The sequence below is a fragment of the Paraburkholderia sp. J11-2 genome, from assembly GCF_905220185.1.
Taxonomy (GTDB): Bacteria; Pseudomonadota; Gammaproteobacteria; order Burkholderiales; family Burkholderiaceae; genus Paraburkholderia.
Genome location: NZ_CAJMYY010000025.1, coordinates 123367 through 144426 on the forward strand (window position 1 = coordinate 123367; position 21060 = coordinate 144426).

Annotated in this window: 18 protein-coding genes and 1 pseudogene; 10 read left to right on the forward strand and 9 right to left on the reverse strand. The window is 63.2% G+C overall.

Going from position 1 to position 21060, the window contains the following annotated elements; genetic code table 11:
- Positions 1-209: 209 nt before the first annotated feature.
- Together flhC and flhD are read right to left on the reverse strand one after the other, a co-directional pair.
- Positions 210-752 (reverse strand): flagellar transcriptional regulator FlhC, encoded by a 543-nt coding sequence (gene flhC / locus U5A57_RS30295; RefSeq protein ID WP_321915361.1) that lies wholly within the window; start codon positions 750-752, stop codon positions 210-212.
- 107 nt (positions 753-859) lie between these two features.
- Complete coding sequence (gene flhD / locus U5A57_RS30300; RefSeq protein ID WP_321915362.1) at positions 860-1177, reverse strand: flagellar transcriptional regulator FlhD; 318 nt, start codon at positions 1175-1177, stop codon at positions 860-862.
- A gap of 595 nt (positions 1178-1772) precedes the next feature.
- Here flhD and U5A57_RS30305 point away from each other — a divergent pair.
- A complete protein-coding gene (locus tag U5A57_RS30305) occupies positions 1773-2837 on the forward strand; it encodes a glycosyltransferase family 4 protein (RefSeq protein ID WP_321915363.1) in 1065 nt (354 codons plus the stop codon).
- 196 nt (positions 2838-3033) lie between these two features.
- Here U5A57_RS30305 and U5A57_RS30310 read toward each other — a convergent pair whose 3' ends face one another.
- Positions 3034-3330 carry an H-NS histone family protein gene (locus tag U5A57_RS30310; RefSeq protein WP_321915364.1) on the reverse strand — a complete coding sequence of 99 codons (297 nt, stop codon included), beginning with the start codon at positions 3328-3330 and terminating at the stop codon, positions 3034-3036.
- Between the two features lie 287 nt (positions 3331-3617).
- Here U5A57_RS30310 and aqpZ point away from each other — a divergent pair, with 287 nt between their 5' ends.
- Positions 3618-4364, forward strand: a complete 747-nt coding sequence (aqpZ, locus tag U5A57_RS30315) for an aquaporin Z (protein WP_321915365.1) — start codon at positions 3618-3620, stop codon at positions 4362-4364.
- A gap of 212 nt (positions 4365-4576) precedes the next feature.
- Positions 4577-5311 (forward strand): histidine phosphatase family protein, encoded by a 735-nt coding sequence (locus tag U5A57_RS30320; RefSeq protein WP_321915366.1) that lies wholly within the window; start codon positions 4577-4579, stop codon positions 5309-5311.
- Between the two features lie 82 nt (positions 5312-5393).
- Here U5A57_RS30320 and U5A57_RS30325 read toward each other — a convergent pair whose 3' ends face one another.
- On the reverse strand, positions 5394-6215 hold the full coding sequence (locus U5A57_RS30325) for a Cof-type HAD-IIB family hydrolase (RefSeq protein WP_321915367.1): 822 nt from the start codon (positions 6213-6215) through the stop codon (positions 5394-5396).
- Positions 6216-6308: 93 nt separating this feature from the next.
- Positions 6309-7205 (reverse strand): BadF/BadG/BcrA/BcrD ATPase family protein, encoded by an 897-nt coding sequence (locus tag U5A57_RS30330; protein WP_321915368.1) that lies wholly within the window; start codon positions 7203-7205, stop codon positions 6309-6311.
- 179 nt (positions 7206-7384) lie between these two features.
- Between U5A57_RS30330 and U5A57_RS30335 the strand changes: the two genes are divergently transcribed.
- Positions 7385-7981, forward strand: coding sequence for a DNA-3-methyladenine glycosylase I (locus U5A57_RS30335; RefSeq protein ID WP_321915369.1), 597 nt, complete (start codon positions 7385-7387; stop codon positions 7979-7981).
- A gap of 316 nt (positions 7982-8297) precedes the next feature.
- Positions 8298-8756, forward strand: a complete 459-nt coding sequence (locus tag U5A57_RS30340) for a hypothetical protein (RefSeq protein ID WP_321915370.1) — start codon at positions 8298-8300, stop codon at positions 8754-8756.
- 122 nt (positions 8757-8878) lie between these two features.
- Here the strand turns inward: U5A57_RS30340 and rpsU are convergent, their stop codons facing one another.
- Both rpsU and U5A57_RS30350 read right to left on the reverse strand, forming a co-directional pair.
- The gene (gene rpsU / locus U5A57_RS30345) at positions 8879-9091 is read right to left on the reverse strand and encodes a 30S ribosomal protein S21 (protein ID WP_004198205.1); all 213 of its coding nucleotides are present in this window, start codon (positions 9089-9091) and stop codon (positions 8879-8881) included.
- Positions 9092-9472: 381 nt separating this feature from the next.
- On the reverse strand, positions 9473-10414 hold the full coding sequence (locus U5A57_RS30350; protein ID WP_321915371.1) for an aldo/keto reductase: 942 nt from the start codon (positions 10412-10414) through the stop codon (positions 9473-9475).
- A 374-nt stretch (positions 10415-10788) separates the two neighbouring features.
- On the opposite strand from U5A57_RS30350, the gene U5A57_RS30355 reads away from it, so the two are divergent.
- The 5 genes from U5A57_RS30355 (at position 10789) to U5A57_RS30375 (ending at position 18127) form a co-directional block, all read left to right on the forward strand.
- Positions 10789-12006 carry a flagellin gene (locus U5A57_RS30355; RefSeq protein ID WP_321915372.1) on the forward strand — a complete coding sequence of 406 codons (1218 nt, stop codon included), beginning with the start codon at positions 10789-10791 and terminating at the stop codon, positions 12004-12006.
- A gap of 145 nt (positions 12007-12151) precedes the next feature.
- Positions 12152-13768, forward strand: coding sequence for a flagellar filament capping protein FliD (gene fliD, locus U5A57_RS30360; protein ID WP_321915373.1), 1617 nt, complete (start codon positions 12152-12154; stop codon positions 13766-13768).
- A gap of 23 nt (positions 13769-13791) precedes the next feature.
- On the forward strand, positions 13792-14091 hold the full coding sequence (locus U5A57_RS30365) for a flagellar protein FliT (RefSeq protein ID WP_321915374.1): 300 nt from the start codon (positions 13792-13794) through the stop codon (positions 14089-14091).
- A 243-nt stretch (positions 14092-14334) separates the two neighbouring features.
- The gene (locus U5A57_RS30370) at positions 14335-17454 is read left to right on the forward strand and encodes a tetratricopeptide repeat protein (protein WP_321915375.1); all 3120 of its coding nucleotides are present in this window, start codon (positions 14335-14337) and stop codon (positions 17452-17454) included.
- A 4-nt stretch (positions 17455-17458) separates the two neighbouring features.
- Entirely contained in the window at positions 17459-18127 is a 669-nt protein-coding gene (locus U5A57_RS30375) for a class I SAM-dependent methyltransferase (RefSeq protein WP_321915376.1), read from the forward strand.
- A gap of 151 nt (positions 18128-18278) precedes the next feature.
- Here U5A57_RS30375 and U5A57_RS30380 read toward each other — a convergent pair whose 3' ends face one another.
- Positions 18279-20108: a tetratricopeptide repeat protein gene (locus tag U5A57_RS30380; protein WP_321915377.1), complete on the reverse strand. Its 1830-nt coding sequence runs from the start codon at positions 20106-20108 to the stop codon at positions 18279-18281.
- A 195-nt stretch (positions 20109-20303) separates the two neighbouring features.
- A pseudogene (locus U5A57_RS30385) lies at positions 20304-21060 on the reverse strand (hypothetical protein); the annotation flags it as partial.

The following is a 21060-nucleotide window of genomic DNA, read 5'->3' on the forward strand; positions in this document are numbered from 1 at the left end:
AGCCGCGTGGGAAGGGGGTGTCGTGGGCGCCGGTGTCTGGCCGCGGCCGCCAGCGACGATACGTTCGCGGTTTCGGCAATCGCCGTTTGGAGTCGCCTTGCGGCGCCCAAACGGAGACGGGCCGGGTTTATCCGGAGTCTCGGCCTGCACGGACAGCATCTGGCACCATCAAGCGGCATCAAGCGTGCATCGAGCCGCGTCGATTCGCCTCAGGCCGCGATCTGCGAGGCAAGCGCGTTGCGCCGCGTGCGTCCGGCCCGCGAAGGCGGCTGGCACAGCCCGCACACGAAGCCGCGCTGCGGGTCGTGCGCGTGGGCCACGTAGCGGCCGCCGCAACGGCTGCACGGCGTCATCTGCAAGAGGCCCGAGGCGAAGTAGCGCACGAGCGTCCAGGCGCGGGTGAGGCTCAGCGCGGGCGTTTCGTCGTGCAGGCGCAGGTGCTCGAGATAGAGCCGGTAGCTCTTCACGATGGCGTGAATCGGCTCGCAGCGCGCGTGGCGGTTCATGAACACGAACGTGTTGTAGAACAGCGAGGAATGAACGTTGGGCTGCCAGGTCATGAACCAGTCGGTCGAAAACGGCAGCATGCCCTTGGGCGGCGACTCGCCCTTCACTTCCTTGTAGAGCCGGATGAGACGGTCGCGCGAGAGCGAGGTCTCCGCTTCGAGCAATTGCAGGCGCGCGCCCAGCTCGATCAGCTCGATCGCAAGCGCGATCTCCTTTACCTCCTGCACCACACTCTTTGTCGCCATAGACACCCGTTGGAAGCCGCAAAGGAATGCGCGTGGCCCCTGCCGCCGTTTGCGCGGCAGCAAGGGTGCAATGCGCGGCCGCGCGCTGCGGCGCGGGGTGAAGCGGTTCAGCCGATCTGCTCGACGTCCTGGCCCGCCATGACGATCGCCGAATGGGTCAGCGCGGTTTTGCCCTTGTCGGCAAGCGCGCTCAGGATGGCGTGGTCGTCGAACCGGAAGCGGCAAAGCAGCTGGTTCGAAGCGGCAAGGCGTACGGTCTGTGCGAAAGAGAGATTGGCGAGCACCTCGGCGGACTGCTCGGAAATGCCCATGCGGAACATGCCCGTCGGCTTGTCCTCGCGCAAAAGACGTTGCGCGAGCAACAGGTACGACAGGTTCACTTCCTTGATCTCATTGAGCATGTCGCTGTGCGTCGTCGCGCTCATGGATTCCCCCGAATCAAATCGCGGCGGCTGGTCAGACCGCCTGCGGAAAACGTTTGCTCGCCCAGATGCAACCCAAGTGCATCCAAACGGCCTGTTTATGGTCGTGTTCGCATTGTGGCTGGGGCGGGAACAAATGGAAATCGGACGGATGCCGCGACGCGTTGCGAGAAAAACCTTCGCTAACGTGTAGGAATTATTCTGACAAAGCGGCGGGAGCAGCGGTGGGAGGCGGCGCGCGTCATGTCATGCGCATAAGCTGCTTATTTGTCTGCTGATTATAGGCTTTTTCATGGATGCGTCACGCGCGCGTGCTAATGGCGCACGCCCGGCCTTGGGGTCAACGCCTTGCGACCCTTGTTCGAGCGCCTCGGGCACGAGACTTGCGCAGTGCGCGGCCAGGCCACGTCACGCTTTGCAATGGCCGCTTACACCGGCTGTATCCCGCTGTAACAACTTTAAGCGTTTGCAAAACCGCGTGTGTCGGGCTGCGAAATGCCCATAATCGAACTCAGGGATAACCCGATACCGTAGTACCGCCGCAGTGCCGCATCACAGCGTTCGTTGCACACGCGGCTTTTTGCCAGGAGATCGAACAATGCGAATCGCACAAATTGCGCCACTTTATGAAGCCGTTCCGCCCAAGCTTTATGGCGGCACCGAGCGCGTCGTGTCCTATCTGACCGAAGCGCTGGTCGACCTCGGCCACGACGTGACGCTGTTCGCCAGCGGCGATTCGGTCACCTCGGCAAACCTCGAGGCCGCGTGGCCGCGCGCACTGCGCCTCGACTCGACGATTCGCGACGCGCTGGCGCCGCACATGGTGCTGCTCGAGCGCGTGCGGCGCGTCGCGCACGAGTTCGACGTGCTGCACTTTCACCTCGACTACCTGCCGTTCCCGCTCTTCACGACCATGGACACGCCGTTTGTCACGACGCTCCATGGCCGCCTCGATCTGCCGGAGCTGCAGCCGGTTTTCGAGCAGTTCCCGAACGCCCCCGTGATCTCGATTTCGGACTCGCAGCGCCAGCCGTTGCCGCAGGCCGCGTGGCAGAACACGATCTATCACGGACTGCCAAAGAACCTGCTCACGCCGCAGGCCGACCGCAAGCCCGAATACCTGGCCTTCCTCGGCCGGATCTGCCCGGAAAAGCGCGTGGACACGGCAATCAAGATCGCCGCGCTCTCCGGCCTGCCGCTGAAGATCGCCGCCAAGGTCGACAAGGTTGACCAGGAGTACTTCAAGACCGAGATCGAGCCGCTGCTCTCGCAGGCCCATGTGGAATTCATCGGCGAGATCAACGAAGAGCAGAAGCCCGAGTTCCTTTCGGGTGCGAAGGCGCTGCTGTTCCCGATCGACTGGTCCGAGCCGTTCGGCCTCGTGATGATCGAAGCCATGGCGTGCGGCACGCCGGTGATCGCCTTCAATCGCGGTTCGGTGCCGGAAGTGATCGACCCGGGCGTGACAGGCTATGTCGTCGAGGACGTGCAAGGCGCCGTGGCAGCGCTTCAGAATATTGATTCGCTTTCGCGCGAAGCGATTCGCAACCAGTTCGAACGCCGCTTCACGTCGCACATCATGGCCGGCAATTACGTCGACACTTATACGTCGCTCATCGAAGCCGCACAGCGCCCGGTACTGCGACGTGTCGCCGCCGGCTGAGTGCGAAGCATTCCAGGTTTCGTGATAAATCCAGACAAATGCAGGGCGTGAATCGTTTGCGAGTCGTCAAATAACGTCATTACACGCCGATTACGGATGACGCACAAAAAAGAGCCGCATGAATCATGCGGCTCTTTTATTGCATTTGCGGTTGTGGCGATATGGCGGCCCGGTCGTTCCTCGCCCGCCACGTGCCTCACGCGATCAGGTAGCGTTCGCGGTTCTTGCCTGCGATCCACTTGGGCGGCTTGCCGCGCCCGCTCCATGTCGCGCCGGACTTGGGGTCCTGATAACGCGCGGGCAGCGGCGCCTTTTTCGGCGGACGGCCGCGGCGCGCGGCCTCGGCAAAGCCGAGGTCCTGGGCCGAAAGGCCGTACTCGGCGATCTTTTCCCTGATCGTGGCGATGACGTCCGCGATCTCCGCGCGCCGCGCCTCTTCGGCCTGAGTCTGAAGCTTTGCGATCTGCGCCTTGAGTTCTGAGTATTGCGACATTTCTATTCCCCCTTCATTGCTCATGAAACCGGCTCGATCGGAGATTAGACGTAAATAACGGAATTCGCAATCGCTATTAATACTGCTTTATCACTCCATTTCCCAATTTAACGATCGACCACTTCTGGCGCAATTGCGCACACATCAATCGCAATAATTCGATCAATTACGTCAAAATTGACAATCCTTGACAGCACCGAAAAAAGCGACTGCCTAGAATCTGGCATTTCCCGGTGCCGGTACTTTACGCGGCCCCTTCAAAAATCGACTTTTCGAGGTGTCACGCAATGCACTTATCCAAGCGGCTCATTGCCGAACTGATCGGCACGTTCTGGCTCGTTCTGGGCGGCTGCGGCAGCGCCGTGCTCGCGGCCAACTTCGCCGGCCCGGTTCACGGGCTCGGCATCGGCTTCGTGGGTGTCTCGCTCGCGTTCGGCCTGACCGTCCTCACCATGGCCTTCGCCATTGGCCATATTTCGGGCTGCCATCTGAATCCCGCCGTGAGCGTGGGCCTGACCGTGGCGGGCCGCTTCCCGGCGCGCGACCTCGTGCCCTATATCGCCGCACAGGTGGTGGGCGCGGTGATCGGCGCGTTCGTGCTCGCGCTCATCGCCACGGGCAAGCCCGGCTTCGACCTCGTCGCGAGCGGCTTCGCGACCAACGGCTATGGCGAGCACTCGCCGGGCCACTACGCCATGGGTGCCGCGTTCGTGTGCGAGGTCGTCATGACGGCGTTCTTCCTCTTCGTCATTCTCGGCGCAACCGACAAGCGCGCGCCCGCAGGCTTCGCACCGATCGCCATCGGCCTGTGCCTCACGCTCATTCACCTGATCTCGATTCCCGTCACCAATACCTCGGTGAATCCGGCACGCTCAACCGGTCCCGCGCTCTTCGTGGGCGGCGAGGCCATCTCGCAGTTGTGGCTGTTCTGGGTCGCGCCGATCGTCGGCGCGGTGATCGCGGGTATCGTGTACCCGGCGGTGGCAGGGCGGCGCGAAGCGGTAGTGGCCGTCGCCGTGCGCGAAACGGCCTGACGCGTTCTTACACGCCTGCGCGGCTCGGAGCACGCCGAATCGCGCCACTTTGATCGTGCAGCAGCAAGCGGGCGCTTCGGCGCCCGTTTGTCTTGCGGCCTCAGGTGCTGCAAATGCGCCGCCGCTGTGCGGCTGACCAGGGCGGCCGTGGCCGCGCTGCTAGAATCGGACGACTTTCCCACTGTCTTGTCACCTGGAGCATCACGCCCAGTATGAAGCGCTCACGCCCCGGGCCAATCCGGCTCGCCCCGATGCTCGCCGCTGGGCTGAGCGCACTGGTATGCGCCTGCGCGCCGCTACCTCAGGCAAGCGAGGCCCCGAACGGCGCCGAGGCAACGCAAACGAATGCGAGCAGCACACCCGCCACGCGCAACCCGCAGGACGCGCGCAACGTCGAGACACTCATCTTCGTGAGGCATGGCGAAAAGCCGCCAGAGGGATTCGGTCAGCTCAACTGCAAAGGGCTGAACCGCGCGCTCGCGCTGCCGGCGGTGATCGCAGCCAAGTACGGCAAACCCGACGCCATCTACGCGCCCGACCCCGGCGAGCAGAAGGAAGACAACGGCCATTCCTACTATTACGTGCGCCCGCTCGCGACCATCGAGCCGACCGCGATCCAGTTCGGCATGCCGATCCAGACGCCGTACGGCTTTTCGAAGATCGACGCCCTGCAGACAACGCTCGTCGATCCGCGCTGGCGCGGCCGCACCGTGCTCGTTGCCTGGGAACATCGGGAAATCGAGACGCTCGTGCGCCGCGTCGTCGCCACGCATGGCGGCAGCGCGAGCGACGTACCGCGCTGGGAGAGTGCGGACTTCGACAGCATCTATGTCGTGCGCATCGACTGGAGCGGGGGCGCCGCACGCGCGCGCTTCTCGCACGAACGAGAAGGGCTGGACGCTCGCGCCGACGATTGCCCGTGCGCGCAACTGCCCGCCGCGCAATAACTGACTGGATTCAATCGCGAAGGCCGTAAAGGCGCGACTGGCGCCGCGCCTTTACGGCATCTAACGCTTACGCCCGTGTGAGCTACGACGCGAGTTCGTCGTTGAGCGCGAATAGCTTGCGCAGATGATGCGCGACACCGGCCTCGAAGTTATTGCCGATGCGCGGTACCGAAGGCAGCCGCTTGATGAGATCGGGATTGGCGTTGTTCATCATGAACGGATGACCCGCCGTTTCGAGCAAATCGATGTCATTCATGTTGTCGCCGAACGCAACGCAGCCCGCGGCGTCCATGCCGAGCCGCTCGAGCACGACGCGCAGCGCGCGGCCCTTCGAAACACCGGCCACCATCACTTCAAGGCAATCGGGCAGGGAATAGGTGACATAGAGCGCATCGCCGAATTCGCGCGCGAGATTCTGCGCCACGTGTGCGAGATCCGCCGGATCGCCAATATAAAGCGCCTTGGCAATGCCCGCGCCCGCGTAGTCGCGCAGATCCGCCACGCGGTACTCGAACCCCGAGTCCTGGTGATACGCGAGCAGTTCAGGTGCATCGCGGTCGATGAGCCAGGCGTCGTCGGTATAGATACTCACGATCACGCGGCCGTGCTCGCCCACGGTGTCGGCGGCAACGAGGCGCTCGACCATGGGGGCGCTCAGATTGCTCGCGTGAATGAGCGTGTCGTCGGGCGCGTGCACGCGCGCGCCGTTCGCGGTGATGAGATACGGCCGGATGCCGAGCACGTCGCGAATGCCGGCGACGTCGCAGTAATGGCGGCCGGTCGCGATCACGAACGGAAGCCCCTGCGCCTCGAGGGCGCCCAGCGTGGCAACCGTGAACGGATCGACCTGATGGTCGCTATTGAGCAGCGTTCCGTCGAGATCGGTTGCAATGACCTTGTACATGGTGAGCAGGCGGCTAGCGGAAAACGTTCAATCGTAGCATCTGTGGCCAGGCGCCGCCCTTGACCTACGTTCCCGCCCCTTGCCGCGCGCCGCTCAGTTGCCTGCTGCGGCGTGTGCGAGCCGCTGGGCTTCGCGCTGCGCAAGCCGGAGCGCGCCGGTCGTTGAGTCGGCGAGCGGGGCGCGCAGGCGCTCGCGCACAGCTTGCGGCACCCACTCGCGCAGCGGCTGCCCGAGGCCGCCCGAGAGCGCCGCAGGCAGGCTGCCCGACGGGTCGAGCGCGGTGATGAGCTTCGCGATCTCCACGCCGGCTTCGGCGAGGAGCCTCGCGACGAACGGATGTTCGCGATGCGCGAGAACGACCGGCGCGAGGCTCGCATAGGCAGTCTGGTTGGCTGCGCACTGCCACACGATGAGGCTGTCGCGATCGGTCGCCCGCGCGTGTGCGAGCAGGGCCCGCGCGAAGTCGTCCATGGGCCCCCGCGCGTCGAGCGCCTGCTGGGCCCAGACGATCGCGCGCAGGCCGAACCACGCACCGCTCGCTTCGTCGCCCGAGGGAAAGCCGAAACCGCCCGCAATGCGGCACTGGCCGTCCTCATCGAGCACCGCTGCAATGCTGCCCGTGCCGAGTGCGACCACGACGCCCGGCGCGCCGCCGTGCGCGCCCAGCAGCGTCGTGTACGCGTCGCTTTCCACAGCGAGTCCGGCCACCGGCGGCGCGGACGTGCGAAACGGCGCCAGCCAGTCGGGGTTGTTCACGCCTGCGAGCCCGCAGCCGAGCACGCATTGCGACCAGTCGAACGCAAGCCCTGCCTGCGCGAATGCAGCGCGGCACCCTTCCTCGATCGATTGCCAGGCACGCTCGATACCGAGTCCGAGCCCCGACGGCCCCGCGGCGGCACGCGCGAGTTCGACGCCATTCGTGTCGCCAAGCGCGATGCGCGTGCCCGTGCCGCCGCCATCCACGCCAATCAGCCAGGTGTATTTCTGCATGATGTCCGCCGCGCCTCGCGCGCCTGTGTGCTCGGCTCGAAAGCCAAAAATTTCGTCGTGCCGCAGAGACTAACGGCTTCCCTCGGTTCGCACAATCGGCCATCCGGCCAGGGTGGCGGCACGACACCGTTCCGCTATGCTTGCGTGGCCTGAACGACGTCTCGCAAGGAGAACTTACCGTGACACACCGCTGCAACTGGGTATCGGCCGGCGCGTCGCCGCAGTATGTGCAATACCACGACGAAGAGTGGGGCGTGCCGTCGCGGGACGACCAGCATCTGTTCGAAATGATCGTGCTCGAGGGCGCGCAGGCCGGACTCTCGTGGTCCACGATCCTCAACAAGCGCGAAGGCTATCGCCGCGCCTTCGCCAACTTCGACATCGAGAAAGTTGCGCGCTTCACGCCCAGGCACGTCGAAACGCTCATGCAGGACGCCTCGATCGTGCGCAACCGGGCCAAGATCGAGGCCGCCATCGCCAATGCCCGTGCCGTGCAGCAAATCCAGGCCGAACACGGATCGCTCGCGAAGTTCGTCTGGTCGTTCGTGAACGACACGCCTGTCCAGAACGACCTGGCATCGTATCGGGACGCTCCGGCCTCCACCGAAGTCTCGGACGCCCTTAGCAAGGCACTCAAAAAGTACGGCTGCAAATTCGTTGGCACGACGATCTGTTACGCGTTCATGCAGGCCGTCGGCATGGTCAACGACCATGAGCGCGATTGCATGCGCCGCGAGGCTTGCGCAGCACTTGGCAAGAAGAAGCGCCGCGCCTGAGCGCAACGAAGCACGGGCGCAAGCACGTCATGCAGTGCGCACGCCGGGAAAGTGCCGCGCGGGCTCCGATGCGCTTTGCCAACCATTGTCTGGCACGGTTTTGCCAGCTACCAGAACGCTTGCGTCCAACACCGGCTCGGGGAATTTCTCATCGCTATGGTGCGCAGCCCCACGGTTTTCCGCTGGCATGCCGTTATAACGGGAAGTGAATGCAGGCGCGTCAGGGGAACGGGTAGTGATGTCGGCCGGAAGGCCGGCGGCGCCGCATTAGAAGGGAATTAACCTGTGCCCGGCACCTGGGCCGCAGGGGGCTGAAATGAAAAACGTCCACTTCCTGACCCATCAGGAGATCTTCGACCGCGCGGTGGTCCATCTCTTTGGCCAGGGGCGCGCGGCCCTTCTTCCACGCGGCGGCGGCGCCTACCGGGGCGGTGGCTGCGGGGGCGGCTACGGCAGCGCACACAGCTACGGCGGCTGCCCGGTCGGCAGCTTCATCCGGCCACGCGACTATATGAGCGCCATGGAAGGCATACCCGTGCGCTTCATTGGCCGCGAGACGAGCGAAGTGCCGCTCTATATGGACGTGGGCGTCGCTGCGCTGAAAAAAGCGCTGCTGCGGGCCCATATCAACATCTACGATCCCGCCACGATCAATCTGCTCAGTTGCCTGCAGAACGTGCACGACGTGTTTGGTGTGTGGGAATGGCGCGAGCGCCTTTGCTCGATTGCCGCGCAGTTCGGTCTCTCGCCCGGGCACCTAAAGGACGCCGCGTAGCCCCACCCGGCACGCACGATCGACACATAATCGACGCCCAAAGACGCCAAAACACAAACGGCGGCGCAGCTTCTTGCGAAGCATGCGCCGCCGTCTGGCGGAACACCGAAAAGCGAAAAAGCTTAGTGGAGCTTCTTCGGCAGCATCTGGCTGCGCAGGCGCTTGTGCAGGCGCTTAACAGCAGCTGCCTTCTTGCGCTTGCGAACGGCCGTCGGCTTTTCGTAAGCTTGACGCTCACGCAGCTCGGCGATCAGGCCGTTCTTTTCGATTGCACGGCGGAAGCGGCGAATCGCCACTTCGAACGGCTCGTTTTCCTTCAGAAGAATCGTCGTCATGTATTTCCTAACTCAAATCGCTTAATACGGTTCAAAGGCGTGAGCGTCAAAGCCGCTCACGCGCCGGCCCTCCGGTCGTTCGCCACGTTGGGGCTAAACGAGAGGCAAGGCGGCCACGGAGGCCGGAAAAGAGAAGTAGGGGGTTCACAGCGGAACGCGATCAGGTCGACCTTGCTGCAACACACCTGACCGCCGGTTTGCGGCCGCCAACAGTAACGAACACGGCAACAAAACAGGCAAAGATCTCAATTCACTCTCAATGATATCAGGAAACAATCCGCCCGACCAGGGTTTCTTGATTCTAGTCAGTCACTTGCGCAGCGAGCCGCAGCCGCCGCGCAAGTCCTGTCAATCAGGACACCTGGATAAATGCCCTGCTGGTCAGGCGCTCGCGTCATTGAGCGCCTGGATGTCCGCCGGATCGAGCTTCAGCCGCACGGCGGCGGCCAGGCTCTCCAGCTGATCCAGCGAGGTCGCGCTCGCGATCGGCGCAGTAATGCTCGGGCGCGCGATCAGCCACGCCAGCGCAACGGCCGCGAGTGTGCTGCCGTGGCGTTCGGCCACGTAGTCGAGCGCCGCGAGGATCCGGATGCCACGGTGATCGAGATACTTCTCGACGCGCGAGCCGCGCGTGCTCTTCGCAAGATCCTCGCGCGAACGATACTTGCCCGAGAGAAAACCACTTGCAAGGCTGTAATAGGGTACGACCGCGAGCTTCTGCGCCATCGCCACCGGTTCGAGATCGGCCTCGTAGTGGGTGCGGTCGTACAGGTTGTATTCGGGCTGGATGATCTGGTACGCGGGCAGGCCCGACTTCTTCGACACCGCGAGCGCTTCCTCGATGCGTGCGCCCGTATAGTTCGACGCGCCGATCACGCGCACCTTGCCGGCCTCGATGAGGCGCTGGTACGCGCCGAGCGTTTCCTCGAACGGGACCTTCTGGTCGTCCTCGTGCGAGAAGTACACGTCGATGTAATCGGTCTGAAGGCGGCGCAGCGAATCCTCCACGGCGGCCGTGATGTTCGCGGCGGAAAGACCCGGGCGGCGCGCATCTTTTGCGACCTTCGTCGCGATCACCACCTTGTCGCGCTTGCCGCTCTTGGCCATCCACTTGCCGATGATCGTCTCCGATTCACCGCCCTGGTTGCCGGGCACCCACGCGGAGTACACGTCGGCGGTATCGATGAAGTTCAGGCCGGCGTCGGTGAAGGCGTCGAGGATCGAGAACGAGGTGGCTTCATCAGCGGTCCAGCCGAAGACGTTGCCGCCGAACATGAGCGGGGCGACCTGCAATGAAGAAGTGCCGATCCTGCGTAGTTCCATGGGGCCTCCAGAAAAAGGGCGAAAGGGAAAGCGTTGAGGATACGCCGCCTCGCCAGGCGCTGCAGCCGGCACGGGCGCACGGCCAGGATCGCGCCGCCGGCGGCGTTCGCGCTAAACCACGCGCAATACCTGCCGTAAACACGCTTGCAAACGGCATTACGCAGTCGTAGGTGCGGGGCGGAGTGGCAAGCGCGCAGCGGCACAACAGCATTTTGTATGCGCCGCGCAAATGAGGTCTCGATTGTCGATGCTTCCCCTCAAGTTTTTTTTACCCACGCCGACAACCTTCACTGAGGCGGCCAGCAATGAGAGATTGCTTCCGCCGCGGCCATAGTGGCTTGTAACGGGCTTCCAGCCCGCTTAGGAGAATTTCCATGCTCGGAATTAACAGCAACATCAACTCGCTCGTCGCGCAACAAAACCTGACGGGCTCGGGCAGCGCGCTGTCGCAAGCAATCACGCGCCTGTCGTCGGGTAAGCGCATCAACAGCGCAGCTGACGATGCCGCAGGCCTCGCGATCTCGAACATCATGCAGACCCAGATCAACGGTCTGAATCAGGGCGTGTCGAACTCGAATGATGGCGTTTCGCTGGTTCAAACGGCATCGAGCGGCCTCTCGTCGCTGACGAGCAGCCTGCAGCGTATCCGCCAGCTGGCCACGCAGGCCGCCAACGGCTCGATGACCGACGACGACCGCGCAGCACTGCAGCAGGAAGTCTCGCAGCAAGTTTCGGAAATCAACCGTATCGCTTCGCAAACGACGTACAACGGCATGAACGTGCTGAACGGCACGCTCGGTAACGTGTCGTTCCAGGTCGGCGCGAACGTCGGTCAAACGATCAGCCTGAGCCTGACGCAAAACATGTCGGCTGCCTCGATCGGTAGCGGTGTGCCGCAAGCTGGCCAGACGCTCGGTTCGTACACCGGCCTGAGCCTGAACTCGGACGGCACGGCCGATGTCGACGCAAACGGCAATTCCGTCGCCGGCGCAGCGATCACCTCGATCAACGTGGTCTCGGACGGCAGCGGTGGCTTCACGTTCACGGACCAGAACAACCAGGCGCTGAATTCGACGGCTGTCAACGCGCTGTTCAGCGCAACCGGCGCTTCGGTTACCGCCGACGCCAACGGCAACGGCGTGATCCTGGGCTCGGGCACGGCACTGTCGCTCACCGACACGAACCTCGAAGGCCTGGACGTGGCAGCGACCTCGGGTGCAGGCAACTCGACGGCCGAAGCCGCAGTGACGTCGCAGATCAACTCCTACAACGTGCCGACGGACGTTGCAGACGTCAACATCAGCACGGCAAGCGGCGCAAGCATGGCCATGGAGTCGATCGACAACGCGCTGAACACGCTGAACAACCTGCAAGCAACGCTCGGCGCAGCACAAAACCGCTTCACGGCAATCGGCACGACGCAGCAAGCTCAGTCGACCGACCTGTCGAGCGCACAATCGTCGATCCAGGACGCTGACTTCGCACAAGAAACGGCTAACCTGTCGAAGGCTCAAGTGCTCCAGCAAGCAGGTATCTCGGTTCTGGCGCAAGCGAACTCGCAACCGCAGCAGATCCTGAAGCTCCTCCAGTAATACGAGCTTCTGTAGCCCAAGCGTTGCGCGCCCGGCCGCCATACCCGCGAGCGCAACGCAAGCCAATCGGGAGCATCGTCTCCCGATTGGCGTTTCCCAGACTTGAACTGATTCACACTGCAACGCCGACGCACGGAGCCCCTTCATGTCCACCGTATCCAGTTCGACAGCCAGCACGATCGCAAGCAGCGTCGCCGCTACGACTGCAGCGAGCAATGCCGCTTTGCAGGAAGCCGCCCAATCGATCGTCAGCGGCTCGACCGGCAACTCGTCGATGGACGTGAACTCGCTCGTCACGGCGCTCGTCAACGCCAAGGTTGCCGGACAGACGGCTACGATCAGCGCCGAGCAGTCGCAGGACAACACTGAAATTTCCGCGTACGGCGCGCTTTCCGCGGCGCTTTCCGCACTCCAGGCGGGCCTTTCTCCGCTCTCGGACGGCACGACGCTCAATTCATTCAGCACGACGACCAGCGGCACCGGCATCACGGCCACCGCGGGCGCCGGCGCGGCAGCAGGCACGTATTCGCTGGACGTAAAGCAGATAGCGCAGGCACAGGTGCTCACCTCGACCGGCTACAACGCAACGACAGCGCTCGCATCGGGCGCGTCGACGATGACGCTGACGGTCAACGGCGCAAGCACCACGATCTCGCTCGACAGCACCAACAGCACCGTTTCAGGCATTGCTTCGGCGATCAACTCGGCCAGCAACAATCCGGGTGTGACGGCAACGGTCGTCAATGGCGCAGACGGCGCCCACCTCGTGTTGCATTCGACCTCGACGGGTGCTTCGAACGGCATCAGCATCGCGATCAACGATACGAATACCGGCGATGCGCTGAACGGCCTCGCGGTGACGACCACGGCAGGGACGGCGATCACGAGCGCGAGCGCGAGTTCGAGCGACCTCACCGCCAACCAGTCGACGCTCTCGTACACCGACAGCAGTGGCGCAACGGTGAGCGGCGTCACGAGCACGGGCACCTGGACGCAGTCCACGGCCGCCCAGGACGCCTATTTCACGATCGACGGCACCGGCGCCACCAGTTCGACGAACACCGTGAAAACCGCGCTGTCCGGCGTCACGCTGACCCTCACCTCGGCTGCCATTGACACGTCGAGCACGGGCAGCGGCGCACAAACGCTGACGGTTGCGCAGGACACGAGCGCCGAGTCGAATGCGATCAACAATTTCGTCACGCTGTACAACACGCTCGTGACGACGATGGCCACACTCACGTCGTTCAGCTCGACCTCGACGTCGCAAGGCGTGCTGCTCGGCGACTCGACGCTGAACATGATCCAGAACCAGCTCGCGACGATCGTGGCAACGGGCGTGAAGAGCGGCAACACGACGACCAGCCTGGCGACGATCGGCGTGACGCTCAATGCCGACGGCTCGCTCTCGGTCGACAGCGACACGCTGAACGCGGCACTGTCGGACAATCAGTCGACGGTCGCAGCGCTGTTCAATTCGACCAACGGCGTGGCCGCCCAGCTGAACAACAACATCACGAGCTATACGTCGAGCACGGGCATCATCACGACGCGTACCAACTCGATCCAGTCTGACCTGACGAACCTGTCGACGCAGCAGTCGAATCTCGCCGACTACCAGGCGCAGCTCACCAGCATGTACACCGCGCAGTTCACCGCGCTCAACACGCTGATGGCAACGATGAACAACAACCAGCAGTACCTCACGCAGCTCTTCGGCGGCACGAACAGCGCGGGCGCGCTGGCCACCAACAAGAGCTAAAGGCACCGGGCAGGAGAGACGACATGGAATTCGCAGCGCCCATCGATCGCATCTGGCAGATCACGAAAGACATCGAGCAGGCAGCGGCTGTCGGCGAGTGGGAAAAGGCGGCCGAGCTTGCGAACGAGCGCTCGCCGCTTCTCATGTCGCTCGCCCCGAAGCAAACGGGCGCCGCGCTCGACGTGCTCAAGCAGGTGCATGCAATCGACACGCGTATCGCCGAAGCGGCGCAGTCGGCGCAGACCACGCTGAGCGCCGAATTCCGCACGGCCATTCAGGCTACGCGTAATGTGAACCAGTATCAGCGCGTTGCGCAGTTCTGAAACCCAGACCTCGCCGCGCACTTACGAACAATAACCAACGATTGCGTCCTTAGCGGCGTATTTAGGTATTCAGGCCCGCCTTGTGCGGGCTTTTTCTTTGCGCGCCCTCTTTTTGCACGACGGCCAACGCCCTTTGCAGTCGAATTGGCGTCCGTTTTGACGCCAACTCGGCGCATTAACGAAAGGCATCGGCCGCGATAATTTCCTTACCATTGCTTCCTGCGGCGCAAGCTCGCCTTTGTCATGACTGCTTTCCCAACTCCGACCGAAACCACCGCGCTCGCGCCCGCATCGCAGCCAGGAGGCGACATCGAACGCGCGATGGAAACCGCGATCGAGCACCATCGCAACAAGGAATACGCGCCAGCCGCCGCACTCTACGCCGCCGTCCTCGAGCGCGTAAGCGATCATGTCGACGCCCATTACCATCTTGGCGTGCTGCGCATGCAAACGGACCAGCCAGCCGAAGCCGTGGCGCATTTCGAAGCCGCGCTCGGTCAGGTGCCGTCAAACGGGCAAATCTGGGTCTACTACATCAACGCCCTCGTCGGCAGCAATCAGCTGGAAGCGGCGCGGATCGCACTCGCCATCGCGCATCGGGAATACGGCCTGCCTGCTGAGGCAGTCGAGACGTTGAGCGCTCGCATCAGCCAGCCCAATGCCGCGAGCGAGGCCGCGCCGGCGCCCTCGCCCGAAGCCTCGCCGCAAAGCGATACGCCTGCGCAAGAAGCGCTTGAAACGGTGGAAACGGTGGAAGCGGCGGCCACCGTGCAAATCGATACGCGCCGGGCCCCGCCAAAGGAAATGCGCCAATATGTGCAGCTCGTCAACAGCGGAAAAATCGATGCCGCGTTGAAGCTCGCCCAACGCCTGACGGAACAATATCCGTCGCACGGCGAATGCTGGCTTACGCTCGCATCCGCGCTGCGCAACATGGGCCAGTACCCGGAGTCCGTGGGCGCCGCCGAGCGTGCCGCCGACTTGCTGCCCAATGACCTCACCGCGCTCACGATGCTGACCGACGGGCTGCTGATCACCCGCCAGTATCGGAAAGCCGAAGTACGCTGCCGCAAGGGTCTCGAAAAACATCCTGAGAGCGCAGCGATGCATCGCACGCTTGGCAGCACCCTGCAGGCAATGGGCCAGCACGCCGAAGGTCTCGCCCATGCTCGCCGCGCGGTCGAGCTGGCGCCAACCGACGCGCTCGAAGTCGACGCGCTCGGCAACGCGCTGATGCTGCATGGACTGTATGACGAAGCGGAGGCCACCTTTCGCCGCGCACTTGAACTGGCACCCATGCAGGCTGCAACGCGCAGCAATCTGCTGTTCTGCCTGATGCACAAGATCGATCTCGATGCAGCAAGCGCATTCGCGGAATTCCGCGAGTTCGCGGCGCACCAGGAAGCCCCGCTGCGCGCGCGCTGGCCGAAACATACCAATGACCGCAATCCATCACGGCAACTGAAGGTCGGCTTCGTTTCGGGAGACCTGGTTAATCACCCCGTCGCTTATTTCTTTCTCGCTGTGCTGGAGCATCTGGCGCGCGACACCAGCCTGTCGCTGCACATTTACTCGAATTATGTGATCACCGACGGCTTCACGAAGCAAATCCGGGCGCACGCGCAAACGTGGCATGAAGTCTTCAGCATGAATGCCACCGCGCTCGCGCAGAAGATCCGTGACGACGGCATCGATATCCTCATCGACCTGTCGGGCCATACCGGGCGCAACCGGCTCGTGACCTTCGCGCACAAACCGGCCCCGGTTCAGGTGAGCTGGATCGGCAACCCGGCTACGACCGGCCTGACGGCCATCGACTATTACATGTCGGACCGTTTCGTCACGCCGCTCGAACAGTTCGCCGATCAGTTCTCCGAAAAGCTCGTGTTCCTTCCGGCGCTCGCGCCATTCAAGCCTCACCCGCAGTCGCCGGAGGTCAATCCGTTGCCGGCCCTGAAAAACGGCTATCTGACGTTCGGCAGTTTCAGCCGGCTCGTGAAAGTCGGGCCGGAAGTGATCGCGCTCTGGGCGCGCGTGCTGCGCGAGGTGCCGAATTCACGCATGCTCATTGGCGCAATCACGGCGCCGGAGCAGATGACCAAGCTCGTCAAAATGTTCGCGGACGAAGGGGTGGCCCCGCATCGCATTGGCTTTCTTCAGCGCAAGGGCGTGACGACCTACTTGCAGCAGCACAATCTGATCGACGTGTGTCTCGACGCGTTCCCGTTCGCCGGTTCGACCACCACGATGCAGGCCCTGTGGATGGGCGTGCCGACCATGACGCTGCCCAGCGTTTCGATGGCAAGCCGCGGCAGCACGGGATGGCTCTCGCACCTCGGGCTCGACGAGGCATTCGTCGCGCGCGACAAGGACGACTTCGTGCGCAAGTGTGCCGCACTGGCCGACGACGTCGACGCACTCGCCACGGTGCGCCGCGAGTTGCGTCAGCACTGCATGCAGTCGCCGCTTATCGACGCGAGCACGATCGCCGATGCGACGTCGCGCGCGCTGCGCATCATGTGGCAGCGGTGGTGCGATGGGCTCGAACCGGAGCATTTCGAAGTGCCGGCGCGGACCGAGAATAGGCCCGCGTTGCCGGGCGCCACGCCGGTTCCCGACCCGCAGGCAGCCCTGCGACAAGCGCTATTGATCGACACCGGCGGCATTCCCGCAGATCTGAAACCCATTCGTTTCGTCTGCGGCACGCGTTGCAGCCGTCAGGAATTTTTTAGTGAAACGGCGCTGGGGCGTTCGCTGAAGCTTTATGAAAACCAGCCCGGCATGCAGCTTCAGCTGTTCGATAACAACACGCGCGGCCTCTCCAGCATCTATAACGCGGCAATCGACTACGCGAAGCAGCATCCGGCCATTCTCGTATTCGTTCACGACGACGTCTGGCTGAGCGACTACTTCTGGAGCGAGCGCATCCGTGAATCGCTCGCCCATTTCGACGTAGTGGGTCTTGCCGGCAACCTGCGCCGGTTGCCTCGCCAGCCGGCATGGTGCTTTGCTACGCCGGACCTGCGTCGAGACGAGCTGAAATACCTGAGTGGAACCGTCGGCCACGGCAAGGGCTTTCCGAGCAACAACGTATTGAACTTCGGCCCCTCCAGACAGGCATGCAAGCTCCTCGACGGCCTGATGCTGATCGCGGATAGCGAAACGCTGCAGACCAGTGGACTGTGCTTCGACGAGCAGTTCAAGTTCCACTTCTACGACATGGACCTCTGCCGCCAGGCCGAACTCAAGGGTCTGCGCATGGGAACGTGGCCGTTGAGCGTGGTTCACGAAAGCGTCGGCTCGTTCGGACCGCGCGCCTGGCGCGAAGGTTACGACCTCTATTTGGGCAAATATAAGGAGTAGGACGGTGGATCAAACTCCTGTGCATCAGAATCACAACCCGGACCTGCTCCAACTCATGCCAACAGCCGCACGGCGCGTGGTGGAGGTGGGTTGCAGCTCCGGGGCCCTTGCGCGTGAATACAAAAAGTCGAATCCGGCGGCGCACTACACCGGCATCGAAATCGTTCCGGCCTACGCCGAGATGGCACGTGAGCACTGTGACCGTGTGGTCGATGTCGATATCGAACGGGTGTCCGTCGAGCAGTTGCGCACGGACTTCGAGGCCGACTGCTGGGTCTTCGGCGATGTGCTCGAACATCTTTACGATCCCTGGGCGCTGCTGAAAAAACTGCGCGAATCGATGGGTCGCGGCGGCTGTGTCGTAGCGTGTATTCCCAACGCGCAACACTGGAGCGTGCAGGCGCGCTTGAGCATAGGCGATTTCCGGTATCAGGATTCCGGCTTGTTCGACCGCACGCATATCCGATGGTTTTCGCGCGTCACGATGCTGGAAATGTTCCGCAACGCGGGCTTCGTTGTCGACGCCGGCAAAGCCCGCGTATTCAACGAACCACAACGCGAAGCCTTTTTGCCCGTTATTCGCGCGATGGCAACGGCAACGGGCGCCGATGCGAATGTTGCGGTCGAGGACTCGAAAGCGCTCCAGTACGTGTTCAGAGCTAGCGTGGCGTGAGCTCAATCTCAGCGGTAGCTCACGTTTCAATCGCCTCAGCCCGCCTTGCGCGGGCTTTTTTTCTTCCGGGCAACGCCGGGGCCAGTCCGGCGTTCGAGCGAGGCAAGCGACGCGGCGCCGATCAACGCGCACCGCGTCTGCGCTTCATGCCCTAGGCGGCGAGTTCACCCACCACACGCTTGAAGTGCTTCTCGAGATTGCGCACGAACTTGGGCGTGTCGTAGAGCACGCCGCTTTCTTTGACCTGCTTGAGCTCGCCGCGCAGGCGGCGCAGTTCCGCCGGGTCGGTCGCGAGTGCGACCGCCTTTTCCTCGTAGTCCTGCCAATTGTGGGTAATCAGCTCCGGCAGCCCGGCCGCGGTCAGGAGCGCGCCGGCCATGCGCGAGGCGAACGACTGGCCCGAGCAGGTCAGAAGCGGCAGCCCGGCCCAGAGTGCGTCGTTGGCGGTCGTGCCCGCGTTGAACGGGAACGTGTCGAGGAACAGGTCGGCGACCAGGTAGCGGGCGAGATAGTGCTCGGGCGTCACACGCGGCGCGAACACGAGACGCTGCGGATCGATGCCGCGTTTTTCCGCTTCCTTGCGCAGATTCGCTTGCGCCCAGACGTTGTCGGCGAGCAGCCAGAGCACGCTGCCGGGCACGCGCCCGAGAATGCGCATCCAGACGTCGAAGACCTCCGGCGTGTATTTGAAATTATTGTTGAACGAGCAGAACACGACGGCGTCCTCAGGCAATCCGCTGTCCTTGCGTGACGGCGCGGCGGCAATCACGCGCTGGCGGTCGCTCACCTGATAGACGTCGGGCATATAGAGCGGCGTCTCGGTGTAGTACTTCGCGGACTTCTTCGGGATGACGAACTGATCGGCAACGACATAGTCGATGAACGGGAAGCCCGTCGTGGCCACGAGTCCGAGATAGGTCACCTGGATCGGAGCCGGGCGCGCGGCGAGAATTTGCGGGCGCGCACCGAGTGTCTGCCCGTGCAGGTCGACCAGAATGTCGATCTCGTGCTTGCGGATCAGCTCGGCTGCCTCCTGATCGGTGAGGCCGTCGATCCGCTCGAAATGATCCATGCCGCGAATCACGCGCTGGCGCAGCGCCGAACCGTCTTCTTTCGTCCAGCAAAAGCCATAGACCTCGAAGCGCTTGCGGTCGTGCAATTCGAACAGTTCGGCAGCCAGCATGGCGATCGGATGCAGGCACAAATCTGAAGACAGATAGCCAATACGGATCTTCTTGTGTCCGTAATTTTTCTTCTCCGCCAACGCGGGCACATCGCAATTGAGCTTGGCGGCGACGAACTGGCGAGCGGCGGCCAGTTGCTCATCGAGGTCGTCGGATTGGGAAATCATGCCAAGTGCGGAGGTCGAGCGGCGCATCAGCGCGGGATCGACGCCGGGCAACGACGCATAGACCGGCCATTCGCAGGCCCGCGCGCGCAGGAAAACGAGGTGATGCAGCACGTCCGGCTGCGACGGATCGATTTCCAGGCTTTTGACGAGCCAGTTCATCGCCTCCGCGTAATTGCGTTTGTTCTCGTGAATGCGGCCGAGATTGTTGAACGCCTGCATGCGCAACGGCGCGTTCTCGGCGTCGGTGGGCGACACGGTATTGGCAACCCACGTCCATTCGGCGATCGCGGAGTCGATGTGGTCGATCCGCTCGTAAATGATGGCGAGATTGACGTGCGCTTGCGCAAACGAAGGCGCGATTTCGACCACGCGCAGAAAGGCGCTCTTCGCCTCCTCGGTCAGCCCGAGGGCGTTGTAGCTCGCGCCGAGATTGAACAGGACAAAATGATTGAACGGCGTGTTGTTGCGTGCGAGCCAGGTCTGGTAAAGCACAGCGGCCAGTTCATGCTGGCCGGCCGCGCCCAGCGAGGAACAGTAATCCACGACCTCGTTCAGGCTGAGGCCTGCGCGCCAGGCCGACACGAGCTTGCCTGTGTATCCGGCTTCGACCGGATTCGTCTGGGAAATCATAAGTAGATGGGATTGAGCAAACGTTGTCGGACAGTCGCCTCAAATGGCAGTAGCCCTCAATAAAAGAGGCCAAGCATACCGTGGGATGGTAGGCCTGGCCTCGTGGATAAAACGCTCTGTCGTGTCTCCGATACGTCCCCCACGCGGCCCTTTCGGACCGAGCGGGAAGACGTAACCGTGCGCTAGCTTCAGCGCTTAGTGAAGGTGCAGCGCCTGGAGCTGATCGCTGCTGAGGCCCGCCACCTGTGCCGACGTCAGCGCGTTGACCTGGGTGCTGGTCAGCGAGCTCAGTTGGCTGGTGGTCAAGCCGCTGGCCAACTGGCTGCTGGTCAGGCCCGAGATCTGGCCCGTCGTCAGGCTCTGCAGCGCGCTGCTGCTGAGGCCCGCGAGACCCGCCGTCGACAGCGAGCTGATCTGGCTCGAGCTGAGTGCCTTCGCTTCCGCCGACGTCAGATTCTGGAGCTGCGACGATCCGAGGTTCGAGAGCTGCGTCGTGCTCAGACCCGCCACCTGACCCGTCGTCAACGAGGCGATTGCCAGCGTTGCCAGCTGCGCCGTGCTCAGCGCGTTCAGCGTTGCCGTGCTCAGCGACTGCACCTGCGTGCTGCTCAGCGAAGCAATGCCGGCCGTGCCAAGACCCGCCGCGAGTTGCGAGCTGTTCAGCGCCTTGATGTCAGCCGAGTTCAGCTCGCGCACCTGCGTCGAGCTCAGCGCCGCGAGCTGGCCCGTGCTCAAACCGGAAACCTGTGCGCTCGTCAGCAGGTTCACCGACAGCGTCGCGAGCTGCGACGTCGTCAGCGCGTTGAGCGCCGTCGAGGTCAGCGACTGCACTTGCGAAGACGTCAGCTGGCCAATGCCTGCCGAGCCCAGCGCCTGCACTTCAGCCGTGTTCAGCGCGTTCAGGTCGGCCGTGCCGAGCTGTGCAACCTGGCTGGAGGTCAGTACCGCAATA

Bases quoted from the DNA above. Each gene is read 5' to 3' on its own strand.
- fliD (WP_321915373.1), top strand. From the start codon at position 12,152: ATGTCCACCGTATCCAGTTCGACAGCCAGCACGATCGCAAGCAGCGTC.
- flhD (WP_321915362.1), bottom strand. From the start codon at position 1,177: ATGAGCGCGACGACGCACAGCGACATGCTCAATGAGATCAAGGAAGTG.
- U5A57_RS30350 (WP_321915371.1), bottom strand. From the start codon at position 10,414: ATGGAACTACGCAGGATCGGCACTTCTTCATTGCAGGTCGCCCCGCTC.
- U5A57_RS30355 (WP_321915372.1), top strand. From the start codon at position 10,789: ATGCTCGGAATTAACAGCAACATCAACTCGCTCGTCGCGCAACAAAAC.
- rpsU (WP_004198205.1), bottom strand. From the start codon at position 9,091: ATGACGACGATTCTTCTGAAGGAAAACGAGCCGTTCGAAGTGGCGATT.
- U5A57_RS30310 (WP_321915364.1), bottom strand. From the start codon at position 3,330: ATGTCGCAATACTCAGAACTCAAGGCGCAGATCGCAAAGCTTCAGACT.
- aqpZ (WP_321915365.1), top strand. From the start codon at position 3,618: ATGCACTTATCCAAGCGGCTCATTGCCGAACTGATCGGCACGTTCTGG.
- U5A57_RS30380 (WP_321915377.1), bottom strand. From the start codon at position 20,108: ATGATTTCCCAGACGAATCCGGTCGAAGCCGGATACACAGGCAAGCTC.
- U5A57_RS30370 (WP_321915375.1), top strand. From the start codon at position 14,335: ATGACTGCTTTCCCAACTCCGACCGAAACCACCGCGCTCGCGCCCGCA.
- U5A57_RS30365 (WP_321915374.1), top strand. From the start codon at position 13,792: ATGGAATTCGCAGCGCCCATCGATCGCATCTGGCAGATCACGAAAGAC.
- U5A57_RS30330 (WP_321915368.1), bottom strand. From the start codon at position 7,205: ATGCAGAAATACACCTGGCTGATTGGCGTGGATGGCGGCGGCACGGGC.
- U5A57_RS30325 (WP_321915367.1), bottom strand. From the start codon at position 6,215: ATGTACAAGGTCATTGCAACCGATCTCGACGGAACGCTGCTCAATAGC.
- flhC (WP_321915361.1), bottom strand. From the start codon at position 752: ATGGCGACAAAGAGTGTGGTGCAGGAGGTAAAGGAGATCGCGCTTGCG.
- U5A57_RS30305 (WP_321915363.1), top strand. From the start codon at position 1,773: ATGCGAATCGCACAAATTGCGCCACTTTATGAAGCCGTTCCGCCCAAG.
- U5A57_RS30320 (WP_321915366.1), top strand. From the start codon at position 4,577: ATGAAGCGCTCACGCCCCGGGCCAATCCGGCTCGCCCCGATGCTCGCC.
- U5A57_RS30340 (WP_321915370.1), top strand. From the start codon at position 8,298: ATGAAAAACGTCCACTTCCTGACCCATCAGGAGATCTTCGACCGCGCG.